The sequence below is a fragment of the Tenacibaculum sp. ZH5_bin.1 genome, from assembly GCF_042865525.1.
Classification (GTDB): Bacteria; Bacteroidota; Bacteroidia; order Flavobacteriales; family Flavobacteriaceae; genus Polaribacter; species Polaribacter mesophilus.
Map to the genome: position 1 here is coordinate 1,413,991 of NZ_JBEGIO010000001.1, position 22,919 is coordinate 1,436,909.

Sequence of the window (22,919 nt, forward strand, 5' to 3'; positions counted from 1 at the left end):
TTTTTACATATTAAAAATCTATCAATTCTAACTTTTAAAATAATTCAAAAAATGGTATCTTCGCAACTCACTTCAATCATAAAAAATTATAGTAAAAAATGTCAGATATAGCAAAATTACAAATTGGCGAAAATACGTATGAGTTTCCTTTAATAAAAGGAACAGAAAATGAAACTGCAATTGATATTAAAGCCTTAAGAGGAGCCACGGGTGGAGTTATAACTATTGACCCAGGATACAAGAATACAGGTTCATGCCAAAGTGCTATAACATTTTTAAACGGTGAAGAAGGTGTCTTAAGATACCGTGGATATTCAATTGAAGAATTGGCAGAAAAAGCAGATTTCTTAGAAGTGGCTTATGCGTTAATTTTTGGAGAATTACCAACTAAAGAACAATTAGATAAATTTTATGGAGACATCTTAGATGAAGCTATTGTTGATGATGACATCAAAAAAATTATTGATGCCTTTCCAAAGAATGCACATCCAATGGGGGTATTATCGTCGTTAACGTCTGCATTAACAGCTTTTAATCCATCTTCTGTTAATGTTGACTCAGAAGAAGATATGTATAAAGCTATTGTTAAAATAATGGGGAAATTCCCAGTATTGGTAGCTTGGACTTTACGTAAGAAACAAGGATTGCCATTAAATTACGGTTCACGTAAGTTAGGTTATGTTGAGAATATTTTAACAATGATGTTTCAAAAACCTAATGACGAGTATGAATTAAATCCAATAGTTAAAGATGCCCTAGATAAGTTATTAATCTTACATGCAGACCATGAACAAAACTGCTCTACATCTACAGTACGTATTGTAGGTTCTTCTCATGCAGGGTTATTTGCATCGCTATCAGCAGGAATTTCAGCTTTATGGGGACCTTTACATGGTGGAGCAAATCAAGCAGTACTTGAAATGTTAGAAGCAATTAAAGAAGATGGGGGAGATACTAAAAAGTACATGGCAAAAGCTAAAGATAAAAATGATCCTTTCCGTTTAATGGGATTCGGACATCGTGTATATAAAAACTTCGACCCGAGAGCAAGAATCATCAAAAAAGCTGCCGATGAAGTGTTAAATGACTTAGGAGTTGAAGACCCAATTTTAGATATCGCAAAAGGATTAGAGCAAGAAGCATTAAATGATCCATATTTTGTAGATAGAAAACTATATCCAAATGTAGATTTCTACTCAGGAATAATATATAGAGCTATGGGGATTCCTGTAGAAATGTTTACAGTAATGTTTGCTCTAGGGCGCTTGCCAGGATGGATTGCTCAATGGAGAGAAATGCGTTTAAACAAAGAACCAATTGGTCGTCCACGTCAAGTTTACGTTGGAGAGAACTTAAGGGAATTCGTAGAATTAGACAAGAGATAAACTATTTAAAAAGTGTCATTTAAAATAATTAAATGGCATTTTTTTATGTAAAATAACTCATGATGAAAGAAATTAAAATTATCAAAAACAGATCAGACATTGGAGCAGGAACTCGTGGGTCTGACATGGGAGTAGATGCGATTGAAATTGCAGCGATAAATAAAAAAAGTAATTATTTCGATTCTTTTGATTTTGAAGATGTAATCACTGAAAACGAATCTATTTATAATAAGGTAAATAATTCGTTTGCAAAACGAATTGATAGCGTTTTTAATCAATGTAAACGATTAAGTAACCACGTGAAAGTAAATTTACAAGAAGGGAAGTTTCCTATAGTTTTGTCTGGAGACCATTCTTCAGCGTTAGGAACTATCAGTGGAATAAAAGCAGCTAACCCTAATAAAAGAGTAGGGGTAGTTTGGATTGATGCTCATGGAGATTTACATTCTCCTTATACATCACCATCAGGAAATATTCACGGAATGCCTTTATCTGCCGCTATTTCAGATGATAATTTAGACTGCCAAATTAATGATGTAGACAGAGAAACATCAGAGTTGTGGGAACGTATGAAAAACATAGGTACTCCAGGGCAAAAAGTTTTACCTGAAGACATCATTTTCTTTGGTGTTCGTGATACAGAAGAACCAGAAGACAAACAAATGGAAAAATATGGTATTAAAAACTATATGGTTGCTGAAGTTCGTTACCGTGGATTAGATGTTTGTGTAAACGAAGCTTTAGATAAATTATCTGTTTGTGATGTAATATATGTGTCGTTTGATGTAGATTCAATGGATTGTGATATGATATCTTATGGTACAGGAACACCAGTACCTAAAGGATTTGATCAACATGAAATCATTGATATAATTAACGGATTGTTAGCAAGTAATAAAGTAGCTTGTTTGGAGTTTGTTGAAGTAAACCCATTACTAGACTTTAAAGGAAATAAAATGGCTGAAACGGCGTTTGAAGTTCTTGAAGAAGTAACTAAAAAGGTAAAGAGTTTATAGTATTATAATAATTTTTGTAAAAAGCGAACTTTTAAAAGTTCGCTTTTTTATTTTTATAGAGGTCGTTTTAGAAAAAATAAACGTTTATATTTGTTGCAGTAAACTTTAGGAGTAGCTAGTTCGCTAGTTTGAGAAAGATCCTTTGAACCTGATATGGTTAACACCAGCGTAGGGAAAAGTTATAAAATCTTATTTAGGTATTGTTCATAATAAAACAATTCTGAATTTCTTCTACAGTTTACTTTAAATATATGTTAGTATGATAACGATAAAAGTAAACAATAATCAACAAGAGTTTTTAAGCCCATTAGTATTGCAAGAATTAGTAGATAAACTACAAATTAAAACCAATGGAATTGCTATTGCTGTTAACAGTAGTGTGGTAAAAAAAACAGATTGGTCTTCAAAACTACTCCAAAACAATGATGAAGTTTTAATCATTAAATCTACACAAGGAGGATAATATTTTCAGCAAACAAAATTCAAATTATAAACAAACAACCTTAAAATGAAGAAAAAAGATACAGCTCCAAAACAAGATGGTGTAACAAGACAACCATTTCCGAACTCCAAAAAAATATATGTTCAAGGAAAAATTCATCCACAGATAAAAGTAGCAATGCGCGAAATTGAATTGAGTGATACTGTGGATTCGATGACTAAAAAAAGAACACCTAATGAGCCAGTTACAGTATACGATACTTCAGGTCCTTATACAGACCCCAATAAAGAGATTAATATTCATAATGGATTAGAACGTATTCGAGAAGAATGGATTATAGAGAGAGGAGATGTAGAAGAATTAAATGAATTTACTTCGAATTATTGTAACGAACGTTTAAATGATAAAAGTTTAGACCATTTACGATTTAACTTAAAGCATAAACCTAAGAGAGCTAAAAAAGGACAAAATGTAACACAGTTACATTATGCAAAAAAAGGAATTATTACTCCTGAAATGGAATATATTGCCATTCGTGAAAACCAGCGAATAGACGAAATAACACGTTTATCTAAACAACATCCAGGGCAAGATTTCGGAGCAAGTATTCCTGCAAAAATTACTCCTGAATTTGTGAGAGAAGAGGTAGCAAGAGGACGAGCAGTTATTCCATCAAATATCAATCACCCAGAAGCAGAACCAATGATTTTAGGTCGTAATTTCTTGGTGAAAATCAATGCGAATATTGGAAATTCAGCTACCACCTCATCAATAGAAGAAGAAGTAGAAAAAGCAGTTTGGGCATGTCGTTGGGGTGCTGATAATATTATGGATTTATCTACAGGTAAAAATATTCATGAAACTAGAGAGTGGATTATCCGTAATTCACCTGTACCTGTAGGAACCGTACCTATTTATCAAGCTTTAGAGAAAGTAAATGGGATTGCTGAAGACTTAACTTGGGAAATTTTTAGAGATACTTTAATTGAACAAGCTGAGCAAGGAGTAGATTACTTTACGATTCACGCAGGAGTTCGTTTACGTTATGTGCCTATGACGGCAAAACGTATTACAGGGATTGTATCAAGAGGAGGTTCTATCATGGCAAAATGGTGTTTAGCACACCATAAAGAGAGCTTTTTATATACTCATTTCGAAGAAATTTGTGAAATTATGAAGGCTTATGATGTTGCTTTTTCGTTAGGAGATGGTTTACGACCAGGTTGTATTGCCGATGCGAATGATGAAGCGCAATTTGCTGAATTAGAAACGTTAGGGGAGCTAACAAAAATAGCACGTAAACATGAAGTACAATGCTTTATAGAAGGTCCAGGTCACGTGCCAATGCATATGATTAAAGCAAATATGGATAAGCAATTGGAAGCTTGTGATGAAGCTCCGTTTTATACTTTAGGGCCTTTAACTACGGATATTGCTCCAGGATACGACCATATAACTTCAGGAATTGGAGCGGCAATGATTGGTTGGTTTGGTTGTGCCATGTTGTGTTATGTAACACCAAAAGAACATTTAGGGTTACCTAATAAAGAAGATGTACGTACAGGAGTAGTTACTTATAAATTAGCAGCCCATGCAGCGGATTTAGCAAAAGGACATCCGGGAGCGCAACACAGAGATGATGCTTTAAGTAAAGCACGTTTTGAGTTCCGTTGGGAAGATCAATTCAATTTAGGATTGGACCCAGAATTAGCTAGAGAATATCACGATGAGACCTTACCAGCAGAAGGAGCTAAAATTGCACATTTTTGCTCTATGTGTGGGCCAAAATTCTGTTCTATGAAAATATCGCAGGAAGTACGTGACTTTGCAGCAGAAAATAAAGTGGAAGGAGACGAAGTATTTGCAAAAGGAATGGAGGAAAAATCTAAAGAGTTTAAAGACAAAGGTTCAGAAGTTTATCTATAAAACCTAAACTTAGAATTATGAATTACGAGTTGACAATTTCTAAATTCGTAATTCATAATTTAAAATTCACTATATGATTGTTTTAATAGCTCCAGAAAAAGATATTCCAAATGAGATTGAAATCCTTCAACAATTATTTAAAGAAGGATTGGAATATTATCATTTCAGAAAACCTGATAAGAATTACGAGGAGCATGTAGCTTATTTGAATAAGATAGATGAAAAGTATCATGATAGAATAGTTACTCATTATTTTCATAAACTCATTAATGAATTCAACCTAAAAGGAATTCATTTTCAAGAGCAAAAAAGAATTGATGCTTTAGAGAATGGAAGCGAATATTTTATAGGATTAAACATGATAGGAAAAACGATGAGTAGCTCTTTTCATGAACCTTCAGTTCTAGCGAATTGCGACATCGAATTTGATTACCATTTATTAAGTCCTGTTTTCTCTTCTATTTCAAAGAAAGGATACGAAGGAAGAGGTTTTGATGTAAATCATATTGATAAAACCATTATAGGTATGGGCGGAATTAATACTGATACCATTCAAAAAACCTTAGAGTTAGGTTTTCAAGGAATAGGTGTGTTAGGAGGAGTTTGGAATACAGAAACCCCAGTTGAAAGCTTTAAAAATATCAAGCGTCATTACGAGAAGTATATGAAGAAGTAATCTTTTTATCAAAAGAAAGCATATTAATAAAAAATGAAACAACAAGCTTACATACTAACGATTGCAGGATTTGATCCGTCAAGTGGAGCAGGATTGACTTCGGATATTAAAACTTTTGAAGCACATGGGTTATATGGATTATCGGTATGTACAGCAGTTACAGTTCAAAATGACATCGATTTTAAAGACTGTGTTTGGGTTGATAAAGAAACCATCATCAATCAAGTAGAAACTTTATTTGAACGCTTTGAAATATCAGTAGCAAAAATAGGAATCATCCAATCTTGGAATGTATTATTGGAGGTTGTTCAAACACTAAAAAAATACAATTCATCCATAAAAATAGTATTGGATCCTATTTTAAAAGCCAGTGCTGGATTTGATTTTCATTCCGAAGAGAATATAAAGGTGTTTGAAGAAGTATTGCAACATTGTGATTTTATCACTCCAAATTATGATGAAATCAAAGTTTTGTTTTCTAATAAATCGATTGAAGAAACCATTGAATTCATTTCAGAAAAGACCAATATCTATTTAAAAGGAGGACATAGAGAAGATAAAAAAGGATGGGATGAAGTATATCACAGTAAGATAGTACAATTGAATATTCCACCGAAAGCTACATCCGTTTTTGAAAAGCATGGAAGCGGTTGTGTGTTGTCTTCAGCTTTAGCTTCAAACATAGCCAAACAACTTTCTTTAGAAGATGCATGTACAAATGCCAAATGGTATACAGAACAATTTTTAAACTCTAATAAAACGCTCTTAGGAGAGCACAACTATACATGATAAGTAAATTACACTATATAACTCAAGGGAAAACTCCAGAAGAACACTTAGAAAATGTTCAAAGAGCTTGTGCTTCTGGAGCAGAGTGGGTACAACTCCGATTAAAGAATCTGGATCCGAAAACTATTTTAAAAACAGCTCAAAAAGCGAGAGAAATTACGAGTCATTTTCAAACTCGTTTAATCATAAACGATTATTACAAAGTAGCTAAAGAAATCAAAGCAGATGGAGTTCATTTAGGAAAAACAGATACGTGTCCGTTAAAAGCAAAAGAGTATTTAGGTGATTTATATATCGTAGGAGGAACAGCAAATACTTTAGAAGATTGTAAAATGCTACTAGAGAAAAAAGTAGATTATATTGGTTTAGGTCCTTATCAGTTTACTGAAACTAAAAAGAATTTGAGTCCAGTTTTAGGGACTACTGGCTACCAGATGCTTTTAGAAGAGTTGAAAACAACCACTCCAATAATAGCCATTGGAGGAATTACTATAGAAGACGTATCTGAAGTTATAAACACAGGAGTATATGGAGTCGCTGTTTCAGGAGCAATTACACAAAATTTCAACTCGATTCCTACATTTCATAAAATTTTAAAAGCTCCAAGTACCAATGAACAAGTGTACAAAATAGGAGCGCAATAAATTAGCAATAATGAATACCAACTTAACAATAGCCGATAAAACATTTACCTCACGATTATTTACAGGAACAGGAAAATTCAGTTCCTCACAATTAATGAAAGAGGCTTTGCTAGCATCAGAAAGTGAATTGATAACAGTTGCTTTAAAAAGAGTAGATGTTCAAAATGAAGATGATGATATCTTATCACATTTAAGCCACTCAAGAATCAATTTATTACCAAACACTTCGGGAGTTCGTACAGCAAAAGAAGCAGTGTTTGCAGCTGAATTGTCTAGAGAAGCTTTGGAAACGAATTGGGTAAAATTAGAAATACATCCAGACCCAAGATATTTATTACCTGATCCTATCGAAACCTTAAAAGCTGCGGAAGAATTGGTGAAAAAAGGTTTTGTAGTGATGCCTTACATTCATGCAGATCCGGTTTTATGTAAGCGATTAGAAGAAGTAGGAACACAATGTGTAATGCCTTTAGGAGCGCCCATTGGAAGTAATAAAGGATTGAAGACGTTGGAGTTTTTAGAAATCATTATAGAACAATCTAATGTTCCAGTAGTTGTAGATGCTGGTATTGGAGCACCCTCGCATGCGGCATATGCTATGGAATTAGGAGCTGATGCTGTTTTAGTAAACACAGCTATTGCGGTATCACAAAATCCGGTAGCGATGGCACAAGCTTTTAAGATGGCAGTTGAAGCAGGAAGAATGGCATATGAAGCAAAATTAGCTCCCGTAAGAAAACAAGCAGAAGCAAGTAGCCCATTAACGAGTTTTTTAAGTTAGTATAACGTCATTACGAGGAGAAAAGGACGAAGTAATCTGTTTGCTGAGAACCTAAAAAAATAAAGATTTCTTCGCTTCGCTTACGATGACGAATAAAAATTAAAAGATGTGTAAAACATTTACAACCATATTTAATCAATACAATTGGGATGAAACTTTACAAAGCATTTTCAATAAAACATCCGTTGATGTTGAAAGTGCTTTATCTAAGGATAAACTCGATTTGGAAGATTTTAAAGCGCTCATTTCTCCTGCAGCAAAACCATTTTTAGAGCAAATGGCGCAAAGGAGTCGCATGCTTACTAAAAAGCGATTTGGAAATACCATTCAAATGTATGCTCCAATGTATTTGAGTAACGAGTGTCAGAATATATGTACGTATTGCGGATTCAGTTTTACAAACAAAATTCCGAGAAGAACATTAACCGACGATGAAATATTAAAAGAAGTTGCTTTTTTAAAGAAAAAAGGCTACGATCATATTTTGTTAGTTACTGGGGAAGCTAACAGAACAGTGGGAGTTGATTATATCAAAAACGCGATTCAGCTCATTCGTTCACAATTTTCAAATATTACTATTGAAGTTCAACCTTTAGATCAAGATGAATATGAATTGTTAATTGAGAATGGGTTGTATGCCGTATTGGTATATCAAGAAACCTATCATAAACAAGAGTATAAAAAACATCATCCGAAAGGGAAAAAATCAAACTTTGAGTATCGTTTAGAAACCCCTGATAGATTGGGGAAAGCAGGTGTTCATAAAATAGGATTAGGAGCTTTATTTGGACTGGAAGATTGGCGAGCTGATAGCTTTTTTACAGCATTACACTTAAAATATTTACAAAAAACCTACTGGAAAACGAAGTATTCTATTTCATTTCCACGCTTGAGACCACATTCAGGAGGATTAGAACCCAAAGTAGAAATGACGGATGCAGATTTGGTACAATTAATCTGTGCGTTTAGATTATTAGATGAAGATGTAGAACTGTCAATGTCTACCCGAGAAAGTGAAGTTTTTAGGAATAATATTGTTAATTTAGGGGCAACCTCAATAAGTGCAGAGTCAAAGACAAATCCTGGAGGATATAGTGTTGAACCACAATCGTTAGAGCAATTTGAAATTTCAGACGAACGAAGTACAGAAGAAATTGTACAGATGCTAAAAGGTCAAGGGTTAGAAGTGGTTTGGAAAGATTGGGAGCAGTTTGGAAAGATTGGCTTTTAGCTGTTAGCACTTGGTTTTTTGAGGTAATGATTAAGATTGAAAAACAAATAAAAAAGCTATGAGAAATTATCGAAAGTTTGAAGTGTGGAAAAAATCACATGAGCTAGCATTAAAAGTGTACGAGTTAACTAAAGGCTTTCCTAAAGAAGAAATATATGGAATAACCTCACAATTAAGAAGAGCTTCATTATCAGTTCCAACGAATATTGTTGAAGGAGTTAGTAGAAATACAGAAAAAGAATTTGCTTATTTTGTTAATATAGCATCAGGTTCATCAGCTGAGGTTGAGTACCTTCTAGAATTTGCAAGTGAATTGAATTATTTGTCGTACGAAGACAATGAAAATTTAAATAGAGAAATAATTTCAATAAGAAAAATGTTAAATGTATTATACTCAAGGTTAAGAAAATAAAGTTGTAAAATAAATACTAATAGCCAAAAGCGAATAGCTAATAACCAAATGCTAACAAAAGAAGAACAAAAACAATACAACCGTCATTTAATTCTCGATAAAATAGGGGAAGAAGGACAATTAAAACTAAAACAAGCCAAGATATTAGTTATAGGGGCTGGTGGATTAGGATGTCCTGTATTACAATATTTAACGGCAGCAGGTATTGGGACGATTGGAATTATTGATGATGATATAGTAGATCAAAGTAATTTACAGCGTCAAGTTTTATATACGATAGATGATATAGGAAAGTCTAAAGCGGAAACAGCAGCAAATCGTTTATCTAAATTGAACCCTTTTGTTCAATTTCATGTGTATAAAGAAAAATTAACAAATCAGAATGCTATTTCATTATTTGAGAAATATGATGTAATTGTAGATGGTAGCGATAATTTTGAAACACGCTATTTAACCAACGATGCAGCGGTATTAACACAAAAGCCATTGGTGTATGGGGCTATTTTTAAGTTTGAAGGACAAGTAAGTGTGTTTAATTATCAAGGAAGTGCTACTTACCGATGTTTATATCCAACACCACCCAAACCAGAAGAATCACCCAATTGTTCAGAAATTGGTGTAATAGGTGTGTTACCTGGAGTTATAGGAAGTTTACAAGCAAATGAAGTTATTAAGATTATTTGTGGAATAGGGGAGGTGTTAGCTAATAAATTATTGATGTATGATACATTAAGCATGCGTCAAATGATATTAAAGTTTGAAAGAACTGATAAAGCTGAGGTAACAGAGTTAGATAACGATTATGAATTCTTTTGTGGAATTAAAACAGCGACCCACGAAATAACTTTAGAGGAGTTACAAAATAATCTAACATTCTATAATTTATTAGATGTTCGTGAAGATTGGGAACGAGAGCACCACCATATTGGAGGACAACATATCCCTTTAGGAGAGCTTGCTCAACGATATGATGAAATAAATACCGAAAAACCTGTAATAGTGTACTGTAAATCAGGAGTACGTAGCCAACGTGCAATTGATTTTTTAGAACAGCAATTTGACACCGTTACTTTTATAAACTTAAAGGGAGGAGTATAAATTTTAGTGTGCATAGTTTATCACAATTAGCGGGCTTTTTTTAGAAGGATTTGTATTGCTATTGTATAAATGTTTTTGCTTGTCAAGCAAAGTTTATTATAGTATAGAGAATTCTTTTTTTAAGACTTAAAATTCTTTATACATAAATTTAATTTGTTAATAAAAATTAACAGTATTTTAAGTGGTTTTTATATAAAAAAGTATTATAAGGTAAAAAAGCTTTGTTGTGATTACATTTTTCACTTAATTTGCAGACTATTAAAGGGGAATAAAAGATTAAGTCTACTATATAAAAAACTATGTTAAAGAAAATTGCTATTTTCTTTCTTTTGTGGTTGTTTACTGTTCAGATAACGATTGCATCAGAAGGCTATAATGCTGTTAAAGAAACAATAAAAGATAGCTTAAAAGTTAAGCCAATAAACTCTTTTTCTAATTCTTTATTAAAAGAAACTTATGAAATAGAGACTTCACCAAAGGCAAAAGAATTTTCTTGGCCCAATATTAAAAAATGGTATCCAGCTTCTTCGCTTGTAGTTAATGATAGAGATAAAGCGCTAGCTTCATTTGAACAAATTGAAAAGCATGAGTCTTGGGTAGACAATTTTTCAAATGAAGATATAAAAGAACTTCCAGTTGGTGTTAAGCATACTAGAGAGAATATTCAATATGCCATAGGGATAACACAAGCTAACATTTACAAAGACTATACAGAGTTAACTGTTTTTGCAAGGGTACGTTTGCCGCAAACTAATGAAAACGGTTATCCTGTAGAGCTGTTTTTTGGAGCTAATAATGTTAAGTTATCGCATGATGGAGGTATTATCGGAGATGCTAACTTAGTATTGTTAGGAGATATGCATATACCTTTTAATGGAGGCAAATGGATGTTAACTTTAAAAGGAGGGTTTGATTATAGAACAGGTGTAACGCAAAATAAAACATATGTAACCATTAATTGTGATGGTGTTAAAGAGTTAGGGATAGAAGGAGAAGTTGAGTTTTCAAGAGAATTGATTGTACCTTTAGAAGAAAATGGAGAAGTAAATGAAGGAAAAACAAAAGTTCCTTATAAAGTAGAAACAGAAAACGGAACGCAAACGCTCCAAGTACCTTATCGTGTAAAAGGAGCTTTTAAAGCTATTGCTTCAGATTGGAACGATTTATTGGTCGGAATAAGTCTACAACCTTTTGTTTTAGCTAAAAAGAGAAATAAAAAAGATTATGATGGTAATTTTCAATTCTATTTAAATGAAGCTGTTCTAGATTTTAGTGACCTACGAAACTCTCCTAGTGTTAAATTCCCCGAACATTATCATAAAAACGGATTATTACTACCAAATCAAAATATTTGGAGAGGAGTTTATGTAAACACGTTAGATGTAAAACTACCTAAAGAGTTTAAAACTTCAAAAACTATTTCTAAAGGAGGTAAGAGAATAGCTTTCGGAGCTCATAACTTATTAATTGACGGTCATGGAGTTTCAGGTTCTTTTTATGCAGAAAACATTTTTCCATTAAATGAAGGGAGAACCAATAAAGAAAAAGCTTGGGCATATTCTTTAGATAAAATAGAAGTGTCATTAGCAGCAAATAAATTAATTGGGGCATCTTTTGATGGACGTATTCAGTTACCTATTTCAAAATCTGAAAAGAAAAATGAAAAACTAGGTTTAAGATATACAGGTATTATCTCAGAAGAAGAATATTTGTTGAATGTACGTAATGATTCTATTATTGATTTTAATATATGGAAAGCTAAAGGAGAACTATTGCCTAATAGTGCTATTGAATTAAAAGTTAAGGAAGGTAAATTCAAACCTAAAGCAACGTTACATGGTCGTTTGGCAATTAGTGCAAATCAAGTAAAAAGTTTAGAAAACGAAGGAGATTCGCTAGTAGATAATTCAGGTAAAAAGAAATTAGTTGAATTTAAAGGAATTGTTTTTCAAAACTTAGTTTTACAGACTGAAAGTCCAGTTTTTTCGGTTGATTATATGGGGTATCGTGATAAGGTAGCTCTAGCTGGATTTCCAGTTTCTATAGAAAATATAGGGATTACAGCAAATAAAACGAATGCAAATTTATATTTTGACTTAGGGATTAACCTAATGGGAGAAAATAATGGTTTTGCGGCAAAAACTAGTTTAGGTATTATAGGAGCTTATGAGGAAGAAAACTACAGGCAAAAGTGGAAGTTTCAGGAAATAGAGCTTAATGCTATAGCCTTAAAAGCTGACTTAGGAGGTTTTTCTATGGAGGGAAACTTAACATTAATGAATGACGATCCAGAGTATGGTAACGGTTTTGCAGCTAATTTGAAGGCTGAGTTTAAGTCAGGAAATGGAATTAAGGTAGAAGCTAAAGGGGTTTTCGGGAAAACTACTTTTAGGTATTGGCAATTTGAAGCTATGGTGGATAATTTACCTCCAGGAACAGGGTCAGGAATATTGAATTTAGAAGGTTTTTCGGGGGGGGCTTCTTATCGAATGAAGCGTACAGATTTTTCATCTTCTTTTTCACCTTCAGGTATAGGCTATGTTCCAGATAGTAAGGTTGGGTTAGGAGTTAAAGCTATGGTAATGTTTAATGCTGTTAAGAAAGAATTAGTAAAAGGAGGAGCGGGATTCGAAATAGTTTTTAACAGTAAAGGAGGTGTTGACTTTTTAGGCTTTTATGGGCAAGCAACACTTATGGGGGTGGAAATTCCAGGAATGGGAAAAGTAAGTGAGTTAATGTCAAAACTGAAGGAAAATACTGTAGCCAAAGAAAAATTTTTAGGGGTAACTAAAGAGAATATAGATGATTCTTGGACAGGAAGAAACCTCTTAAATAAAGCTTCTGGAGATTTTCCACAAACACCAACAGGTAAGATGGCTATTAGTGCCAAAGTTGGAATTACCTATGACTTTCAAAATGATGTGCTTCACGGTGAGTTAGATGCTTATGTAAATGTAGCTGGTGGTTTTGTTGAAGGTAGAGGAACAGGAGGTAGAGCAGGTTGGGCGGTGTTGCACTTTTCACCAGAAGATTGGTATATATATATAGGTACACCAGAAGATCGTTTAGGGTTGCGTATAGGTGTTGGTCCTGTAAGTGTAGAATCAGGAGGGTATTTTATGGTAGGATCTAAACTACCGGGGTCACCACCACCTCCACCTATAGTTGCTGAAATTTTAGGAGTTGATGTCAATGAACTTGATTATATGCGAGATGAAAATAGTTTAAGTAATGGGGGAGGATTTGCTTTTGGAGCAGATATCTCTATCGATACAGGAGACTTACGTTTTTTAATTTTTTATGCTCGTTTTCAAGCAGGGGCTGGTTTTGATATTATGTTGAAAGATTATGGGGAGGCAAAATGTTCAAATACAGGAGATCAAGTAGGAATTAATGGATGGTATGCTAACGGACAGGCGTATGTGTACTTACAAGGGGAGTTAGGGATTCATGTTAAATTATTTTTTATAAGTAAAAAAATACCGATTATAAAAGCTGGCGCAGCAGTATTGTTGCAAGCAAAAGCTCCAAACCCTGTATGGATGAGAGGTTATGTTGGAGGGCATTTTAACGTTTTAGGAGGATTGATTAAAGGGAGATTTAGGTTTAAATTAACATTAGGAGAAGAATGTGTATTTGAAGATGCATCACCACTTGGAGGACTGAAAATAATAACAGACGTTACTCCAGATGATGGAGGTAAAGATGTAGATGTATTTGCTATACCTCAGGCTACTTTTAGTATGAAAGTAGGAGAACCTATTATAATACCGGAAGATGAAGGAGATAAAACATACAAGATTATTCTTGAAAAATATAGAATACTACATAAAGGGAAAGAAATAGAAGGAAATATTGAGTGGTCTAATTATAAAGATAGAGCCAACTTTATTTCTACTGATATTTTACCGCCGAATGAAGAATTAACCGTTGAGGTAGAAGTAAGTTTTAAAGAAAAAGTAAAAGGAGTCTTTAAAACAATAATGATAGATGGAAAAAAAGCTATTGAAAAAGAAGAAAGAACTTTTGTAACAGGAGGAGCACCAACAGTAATTCCATTACATAATATAACCTATGCATACCCTGTTTTAGATCAAAAATATTTTTTAGAGAAAGAATATGATAAGGGATATATTCAACTAAAAAGAGGGCAAGATTACCTATTCGATGATGCACAATGGAATAGTTATTTAATTTATGAAAAAGAAGGCGAGCTACCTTCTAAATATGAGTTTAATTACAATACATCAGATAATGTACTTGTGTATGATTTACCTAATGTAGTGCAATCATCTAATTATCATTTAAGTATTGTAAGTAAACCAAAAACAAAGAATAATGTAAGTAATGATAACAGTACTTATCAAAATGTGGATTTAGGAAATGATAGTGAAGATAACTCTGTGAAGGTACAGCAAAATAAAGCGGAGAATATTTCTAAAGATGGAGAAATAGAAAGGTTAGCTTACGATTTTAGTACTTCAAAATATAAAACCTTTAGAAATAAAATAAACTCAATAAAAACAACCAATTATAATTGGGGTAAAATTTATTCAGATGTTATTTATTTAAGCAATAGAATAGAGAATCATGAGCCGTTTGATATAGTAGAACTGTTAGGAACAAGCTACACAGATAATGTTCCTTTAGTAAATATAGAAGCAACTTTACAAGACGATTATTTTGAAAAAGATATAAATCCACCATTGTATGCAAAATATCCATTAGGAGGTTACCGAGTAAAAAGACGTGACGAAAATGAGTTGGGAGCACCTCCAAAATATGCACTTCCATTGTTAAATACTTATATAAGTAACGCAGAGTACGAAGTAAATAAAAATATGTTAGAAACGACATTCCCTTTCAGGTATAATTTAGGGTATGTATACAAACAAGATTGGATAGATATACAATCACAAATAGTAAATGATTATAGTGATGGAATTATCGATGATGGGAATCCAGTATTGGAGTTTTTAGATAAGAATTACTTATTTATGAGGTATGGGGATTATAAAACTGAATTGTTTTACACGTTACCAAGTGGAATAAAAGGAACCAGCGTTATATATAAATTTAAAAACCCTAATAAGTTTAGGTAGTAATTTAAAATATTAATTAGAGGTTTAAAAAAAGATAAAAGAACATGAAAAAACAGTTTATTGTCTGTAAGATATTGTTTTTCGTAGCTATGAGTTTTTTGCTTCCTATGAGTTCTTTAGCTCAAAGAAATGAAATTATAAATGACCCAAATATACAAATACTTGCTAGGGTACAAGAAGATAAAATTTTATTACGTTGGGCTGCAACTACAGCAAATGCTTGGAAAAAGACAAACAAAAGTGGTTTTACATTAGAAAAATACGTGCTTTCTCGTGATGGAAAACGATTACCAAGTTTAGAAAAAGTATGGGCAAAAAAGATACAAGCAGACCCTATTGAAACTTGGCAAGAAATTGTAGAGAAAGATAACAATGCAGCTATTATTGCACAAGCATTATTTGGTGAAAGTTTTTTTATAGAAGGAGGAAGCGAAGGGCAACTAGCAGATATTTATAATCTAGTGAATGAGAATGAACAACGTTTTTCATTCTCTTTATTAGCGGCTGATATGAGTTTTGAAGCAGCAAAAAAAGCAGGATGGGGTTTTGAAGATACAGATGTAAAACTCCATGAAAAGTATGTGTATAAAATTAAACCTACAATTATAGAGAATACTTCAGAAACTGTTAAAATAAAAGGAACTGCTACCATAGCTAGTATTAAAGAATACGAGCCATTACCGGCTCCGATAGATTTTCAAGGGATTTTTGGAGATAAAAATGTAATTCTAACATGGGAGTATCAATTGTTTAAAACAATATATACTTCTTATAATTTAGAACGTTCAGAGGATGGTATAAACTTTACATCGTTAAGCAAAGAGCCTTTGGTCAATTTGAACGATAAACCTGAAGCCCCAGCTAAACGTATGTTTTATATTGATTCCTTAGCGAACAATACGAAGACGTATTATTATAGAGTTAACGGAATCTCTCCATTTGGAGAAAAAGGGTTGTATTCTACAATAATTTCAGGAGTAGGAAAACCTATTTTACCTTATACACCAAGAGTTTACGATGTAGAACTTACCAAAAACACCAATGAAGCAATAATTACTTGGGAGTTTCCTAAAAAGGGAGAAACACTGTTAGAAAAATTTCAACTACTCATAGCTCCAGTTGATAAAGGCCCATATGTTGTGGCTGTAGATAACATTTCTCCGCAACAACGTAAGCTTACGTATTCCAAATTACAAGCATCAAATTATGTTAAAATTAAGGCTATAGGAAAAGACCCAAAACAAGAAAAAACATCGTTTTCAAAATTGATACAACCTTTAGATAGGATTCCTCCGGCTATACCTACAGAATTAAAGGGGGAAATAGATAGTTTAGGTGTAGTTCATATCACTTGGAAACAAAATATAGAACCTGATTTTTTAGGATATCGAGTTTTTAGAGGTTTTTTAAAAGATGAAGAACCTTCACAAATAACAGTATCACCTATAAGCCAAAATAGTTTTATAGATACCGTAACAGTAAAAAATTTAAATGCTGAGGTATTTTATAGTATAGTAGCTGTTGATAAGCGTCACAATCATTCCGAAAAATCAGAAGTGTTGGTATTAGAAAAACCAGATGTAATTCCTCCAACTGCTCCTGTTTTTTCAGGATATAAAATAAAAGAAGGAAAAATCATAATAGAATGGATACCTTCTTCAGAAGAAAATGCAACACATATTTTGTTACGAGAGAATCTTACCGAAAAGAAGGAGTTAGAAACTGTATTTAGTACTTATGATACAATACATCAATATATAGATACTCAATTAGAAACAAATAATAGGTATCGATATCATATCAAAGCGATTGATAAAAGTGGATTGACTTCGCTTCCTTCAACTCCCTTAACTATTGAGATGGTCAACTTAGCTCCAAAAGAATATATAAAGGGATTGGATTATGTGGTGAATAGAGAAACAAATCATATAGAACTTTTTTGGAGAGCGAATAAAGATGAAATAGCTGAGTATACTATTTACAAGCAACTGAAAGAAAAACAACCAAGTACTTGGCGTATTTTACCAGCTAACATAAGAACAGTTATAGATAAAGAAGTAAGCCCTAACGAAATATATATATATCATATACGTGCTACACTAAAAAAAGGAGGCTATGCTAAAGTAAAAACTATTGAAATAAAATTTTAGAAAATGAAAAAGATTATAGTTCTTTTTTTATTGATACTAACTACCAGTAGAATATTTTCTCAAATAAATCTTGGAGGAGAAGCTAAATACGAGTTAACAATTAGTGGATATGCACTGATAGATCGTAAAGCATGTGGAGATATTTTTGGATTACGAAGTATTAAAGTAAAGTATAAGGATGGAAGAATACAGACTGTATGGAGTGGAAGAAGATATAGAGATTCTTTTACCCATGTAGTAGAATACAGTAAAAGTAATGTTATAACAGAAGTGCTTTTTCATGAAATAAATAGATGGAAAACAACTTTTGGTTGTAATGGTGGCCCAAGAGATATAAACACATCCATCTCTATAAATAATACTTGTTTTAATGGTTTTGCAAATGATTTAGGGCATCAACTTAAAAGAGTTTCAATAAATTCAAGACCAATAACGGTTATTGAAGAAAAAGGAACTCCATTGTATTTAGATGAAACAAGTTTTTTAACAATTGACTTGCCAAACACATTGAATAATGAGCATTACAATTGGAAGTATAAAGTAGGGAATGGAGCTACTAAGTCGATTCCTAGCTCATTTAATAATACAAATATTTTAAACTTAAAAGGAGAAGACTTTTTAACAAATTCAGATTTTGGAAAAACGATATCAGTTTGGGCAGAAACAAAGTGTGATATAGGAGCACAGCTAGCAAGTCATATAGCAGCTAGAGATGCTTACTCTGAAGCTGCTAATATCTTCTATAGATGTTCTAGAAATTTTATTCTATGGAAAAAATGTTATAATCAATTAAATAAAAATGCAACTAAATTCTATGACAAATATTATACACAAGAATTGATTGATACATATGATAATAACACCTCAAATGTTATCCAATTTACATATTTAAAGGGGGCACCTCATATAATGTCAGTAGAACCTATGGATATCAGTTGTTATGAAGAGGAAGATGGTAGTGTAAAAATAAATTTTGACAGAGCTATATTACCTAATGAGCTTCTAAGTATTAATATTGTAGATTTAAATAACCAAATAGATGTAGATAAAGATGGTAACCCTATTTATGAAAATGTTGATTCATATTCCAACATAGGCGAAGGGGATTTAGAGACTGATAATTCGTTTACGTTTAGTTCTAAAATAGGGAAAGGGCTACCCAGTGGTAATTTTCGTGTAGAGTTGACAGGATATATTAATGGAGCTTCCACTTATACAGGAGGAAATACACATGAAAAAGATTTTGCCATAGATGAACCCAATCCCATAGAGTTCTCAGTCACTGCAACTGAAGCATGGTGTCATGGAGGTAGTGACGGTGCCATTACTATTAAAGTTAGTGGCGGGCAAGACAGAAAAAAGTATAAATATTTATTACGAGAGGAAGGAGATACAAGTCCTGTTTTAGATAGTGATTGGATTGAATTTAAAAACTTAGCAACTTATACAGGAACCTTTCCAAACGTAAAACGAGAAGCTACAGAAGTTATCACAGGAAAATCAGCTGGAGATTATATTGTTCAAATAAAAGATGCTAATAATTGTATCGCTAAAGTGCCCGTAAGAGATGGAGCAGGAAACATTATAGGCTTAGGAGAAGAAAAAAAAGCCCCTGTAATAGTTAATGAACCCAATTCACCTGTAAAAATAAATTTTGTACATGAAGAACAACCAACAGCTTTTGGGTTTTCAGATGGAAGAATCCGTGCCGAAATCACAGGAGGAACTCCATTACCTAATGGGAAGTACAATTATACGTGGAAACATGAAAATGGTACCACATGGAATACTTTTAGCGATATAGTAAATGCAGATGGTTGGTACCTAACGTTGGAAAATGCAATTGCAGGAAAATATAGACTAACTATAACAGATGCAAATTACAATAATGCTACAAATAAAGAAGGATGTACGATAGTTAATGCTGAATATATCTTACAGCAACCACCGAAATTAAAATTAAAAATAGAAGAAACGAATTCCATTTCTTGTAATAGTAGTAATACTTATGGAGATCCATCTAGTGATGGAGAACTTACAGCTATAGCTTCAGGAGGAGTTCCTTTTAGCCCACTTATACAAGGTGAGTATAAGTATAAATACACATGGAAAAAGAAAGATGCGTCTGGTGTTTATCAAATCATACCTGGAGAAACAGGAAATGTACTTGAAAATAGAGGAGCAGGAGAATATGCAGTTAATATTGAAGATGCTAATGGAATAATTATAGGAAGTTATAACAATAATACATTAGTGACTCCAACAGATAAAGAATACGAGCTACAACAGCCAGAATTATTAAAAATAACATACACTAAACAAGATGTATTTTGTCATCAAGGGACAGATGGAGCTATAAACACTACAATAACAGGAGGAACGGGGAACTACACCATCTCTTGGAGTACAGGAGAAACTACAGAAGATATATCAAACTTAGTAGCTGGTAATTATACTATTGAGGTAACCGACGAAAAAGGATGTCAAGCTCAAGAAACAATAACAATTGAAGAACCTCAGAATCCTATTAATATAAATTATAACTTTTTTGAACCAACATTCGCTGGTGCTACAAATGGGTGGATTAAAGCTACAATAACAGGAGGGACTCCTTTAAACGATGGTTCTTATACATATAAATGGCAAGATGCGAATGGAAATAATTTAAATACTCAGGTAACTTCAAGTTCTAATACGGGGAGTTATGAATTAACCTTAAATAGTATAGGAGAGGGAACATATAAGCTAACAATTCAAGATAAAAACTACCCTTTGGCAATTGATAAAAAGGGGTGTACTGTAATTGAAAGTGAATATTATATTGATGACCCCGAACCGTTAAAAGCAAGTATTGAATTAAGAAAACCAATTTCATGTAATAGTAGTAATAGTTACGGAGATCCTTTTTCTGATGGTGTTTTAGAAATAATAGCTGAAGGAGGGATAAAACTACAACCCAATGAAAATAATGGTTTACCTTATTACTATACTTGGAAAAAAGAAACAAGTCCAGGGGTTTGGACAATATTGACTACACAAACCTCAAATATAGCAAGTGGATTAGACGCAGGAAATTATGCAGTAAATATAGAAGATGCTAATGGTATTATTTTAGGTGTATATAAAAACAATGTATTAGAAACCCCAACAGATGTAATTTATAATTTTGAAGAACCACCATTGCTGGAATTAACTTTTGAAAAGCAAGATGTGTATTGTTACGAAGGTAGTGATGGTTGGGCAAAAGCAATTATTAAAGGAGGAATACCTCCATATAACATCGAGTGGGAAAGAGGAAACAAAGTAGCACAAATAAATTCCCTAACAAAAGGAGAGTATAGCGTTACGGTTACAGATGCAAGAGGCTGTCAAGTAACGGGAAGTATTTTAATAAACCAACCAAAAAAACCTATAAGTATAAATTATACTTCTTTTGCTACACCTTCTACTGGAGGAGCATCTGATGGTTGGATACAAGCCGAAATAGAAGGAGGAACTTCTTTTGCTGACGATAGTTATACTTATTATTGGCAGGATGAAAAGGGAACAATATTGAATGGACAAACTGAAACAAGTATTGTAAACGGTAAATTTCAAATAAAAATGAATAACATACCGAAGGGGATTTATCATTTAACGATTGAAGATGCAAATTATGTTTCAGCTACTACAAAACAAGGGTGTACCCATATAGAAGAAGAGTTTATTTTATACGATCCTATAGAAGCTACTATTAGCATTGAAAAGCCAATTTCATGTAATCAGAATAATACATTTAATAATCCTTATGCGGATGGTGCTTTAAAGGCGAGCGTAACTGGAGGGTTACCTTTTAGTACAGGGCAATCGTATATATATTATTGGAAAAAGAAAAACAGTAATGGAATATATGAGGATTTGAATCAAAACAACCCAATAGCCACTGATTTATCGACAGGGGAATATGCTTTAAATGTAGAAGATAGTAGGGGTGTTGTAATAGGTATTTATGAAAGTTTACAATTAATCAACCCAACTGATGTATTGTTTAACTTTGAGGAGCCAGAATTACTTACATTATCGTTATCTGCCACTGAAATTTCTTGTGATACAGGAAATGATGGAACTGCAACTGTAGCTATTTCAGGAGGAATACCTCCTTATAATATCCAGTGGTCTAATGGAGCAACCACTAACATGGCAGAAAACTTAATAGCAGGGAACCATTTGGTGTTTGTTACAGATGCTAGAGGGTGCGAAGCAACAGGGAATATTACAATCGGACAACCAGGAGGGTTAAAGATTGAAGTAAATAAAAAGAATCCTACTTGTTATGGTGCAAATGATGGAGCCATTTCTTTAGATATTTCAGGAGGAGAAGCACCTTATACTTATAAATGGGAAACAGGAGAAAAAGCTACAAGCTTACTGAATTTAGTAGAAGGAACTTATAAGTTTTCATTAATAGATGCTAATGGATGTAAAGCTTTTACAGAAGTAAAATTAGAAAACCCTGAAAAATTAATTATAGACTTGGGAAGTGACAAAACCTTGTGTATAGATCAAACCTATGTTTTATATGCTAGTATTGATGATGAAAATGCAACATACAATTGGATATCAAGTAGTGGGTTTAGCTCAAAAGAAGCATCAATAACTATAACAGAAGGAGGGATATATACTGTAACAGCAACATCTTCATTAGGTTGTGTAGCTACTGACACTATAACAATTAATTACAGGAACCAAGAAATAAACGCTGAGTTTTTACTATCGTCCCAAGCATATATTAATGAAGAAGTAGTTGTATTCCACACAAGTAACCCTGCCCCTGAATCTTTTGAATGGGTGTTGCCCAAGGAAGCTGAATTAGTAGAAGAGAAAGAAAATACAGTAGTTCTTAGCTTTTCTAAAGCAGGAACCTACGAAGTTGGATTATTAACAAAAGTTGGTGACTGTGTACAAGAAGTATACAAAAAAGTAGTAGTTGAAGAAGAAAGTGGATTAGTCGACCCAGGAGATACAGAAACCCCATTTATTGAGGCGTTTAGTATTTCTCCAAATCCAAATAAAGGAAGCTTTGAGGTTAGTATAGATTTAGTAGAAGTAACCCCTGTTTCTCTTCGTATTTTTAACGCACAAGGGCAATTTATAACAAAACATATACCCAATGAGACATTAGAAGAATATAGTATTCCGTTTACAGTGAATTTAGCTTCAGGAATGTATGTAGTAGTGCTAGAAACAGCAAAGCAAACACAGGTAAAAAGAATGATTGTAGATTAAAA

Annotated in this window: 14 protein-coding genes and 1 riboswitch; all 14 genes read left to right on the plus strand. The window is 33.0% G+C overall.

Going from position 1 to position 22,919, the window contains the following annotated elements; translation table 11 throughout:
• Positions 1–98 precede the first annotated feature (98 nt).
• The 14 genes from ABHQ57_RS06580 (at position 99) to ABHQ57_RS06645 (ending at position 22,917) form a co-directional block, all read left to right on the plus strand.
• Positions 99–1,385 carry a citrate synthase gene (locus tag ABHQ57_RS06580; protein ID WP_047789810.1) on the plus strand — a complete coding sequence of 429 codons (1,287 nt, stop codon included), beginning with the start codon at positions 99–101 and terminating at the stop codon, positions 1,383–1,385.
• A gap of 62 nt (positions 1,386–1,447) precedes the next feature.
• Entirely contained in the window at positions 1,448–2,401 is a 954-nt protein-coding gene (locus tag ABHQ57_RS06585; protein ID WP_231128385.1) for an arginase, read from the plus strand.
• Positions 2,402–2,498: 97 nt separating this feature from the next.
• Positions 2,499–2,593, plus strand: a riboswitch (TPP riboswitch).
• A 67-nt stretch (positions 2,594–2,660) separates the two neighbouring features.
• Positions 2,661–2,864 carry a sulfur carrier protein ThiS gene (thiS, locus tag ABHQ57_RS06590; RefSeq protein WP_047789808.1) on the plus strand — a complete coding sequence of 68 codons (204 nt, stop codon included), beginning with the start codon at positions 2,661–2,663 and terminating at the stop codon, positions 2,862–2,864.
• 45 nt (positions 2,865–2,909) lie between these two features.
• Complete coding sequence (thiC, locus tag ABHQ57_RS06595) at positions 2,910–4,769, plus strand: phosphomethylpyrimidine synthase ThiC (RefSeq protein WP_159490050.1); 1,860 nt, start codon at positions 2,910–2,912, stop codon at positions 4,767–4,769.
• A 73-nt stretch (positions 4,770–4,842) separates the two neighbouring features.
• Entirely contained in the window at positions 4,843–5,445 is a 603-nt protein-coding gene (locus ABHQ57_RS06600; RefSeq protein ID WP_073181415.1) for a thiamine phosphate synthase, read from the plus strand.
• A 33-nt stretch (positions 5,446–5,478) separates the two neighbouring features.
• A complete protein-coding gene (locus ABHQ57_RS06605) occupies positions 5,479–6,234 on the plus strand; it encodes a hydroxymethylpyrimidine/phosphomethylpyrimidine kinase (RefSeq protein ID WP_167713432.1) in 756 nt (251 codons plus the stop codon).
• The gene (thiE, locus tag ABHQ57_RS06610) at positions 6,231–6,878 is read left to right on the plus strand and encodes a thiamine phosphate synthase (RefSeq protein WP_167713434.1); all 648 of its coding nucleotides are present in this window, start codon (positions 6,231–6,233) and stop codon (positions 6,876–6,878) included. The genes ABHQ57_RS06605 and thiE overlap by 4 nt, the downstream gene beginning before the upstream one ends.
• Positions 6,879–6,888: 10 nt before the next feature.
• On the plus strand, positions 6,889–7,659 hold the full coding sequence (locus tag ABHQ57_RS06615) for a thiazole synthase (RefSeq protein WP_047789803.1): 771 nt from the start codon (positions 6,889–6,891) through the stop codon (positions 7,657–7,659).
• Positions 7,660–7,765: 106 nt separating this feature from the next.
• Complete coding sequence (thiH, locus tag ABHQ57_RS06620) at positions 7,766–8,890, plus strand: 2-iminoacetate synthase ThiH (protein ID WP_047789802.1); 1,125 nt, start codon at positions 7,766–7,768, stop codon at positions 8,888–8,890.
• A gap of 58 nt (positions 8,891–8,948) precedes the next feature.
• Positions 8,949–9,302, plus strand: a complete 354-nt coding sequence (locus tag ABHQ57_RS06625) for a four helix bundle protein (protein ID WP_167713438.1) — start codon at positions 8,949–8,951, stop codon at positions 9,300–9,302.
• 48 nt (positions 9,303–9,350) lie between these two features.
• Complete coding sequence (moeB, locus tag ABHQ57_RS06630) at positions 9,351–10,400, plus strand: molybdopterin-synthase adenylyltransferase MoeB (protein WP_167713440.1); 1,050 nt, start codon at positions 9,351–9,353, stop codon at positions 10,398–10,400.
• 299 nt (positions 10,401–10,699) lie between these two features.
• Positions 10,700–15,502: a hypothetical protein gene (locus tag ABHQ57_RS06635; RefSeq protein ID WP_231128386.1), complete on the plus strand. Its 4,803-nt coding sequence runs from the start codon at positions 10,700–10,702 to the stop codon at positions 15,500–15,502.
• Positions 15,503–15,546: 44 nt separating this feature from the next.
• Positions 15,547–17,652, plus strand: coding sequence for a fibronectin type III domain-containing protein (locus ABHQ57_RS06640; protein WP_167713441.1), 2,106 nt, complete (start codon positions 15,547–15,549; stop codon positions 17,650–17,652).
• Positions 17,653–17,655: 3 nt separating this feature from the next.
• Entirely contained in the window at positions 17,656–22,917 is a 5,262-nt protein-coding gene (locus ABHQ57_RS06645; RefSeq protein ID WP_389862883.1) for a T9SS type A sorting domain-containing protein, read from the plus strand.
• Positions 22,918–22,919: the final 2 nt, after the last annotated feature.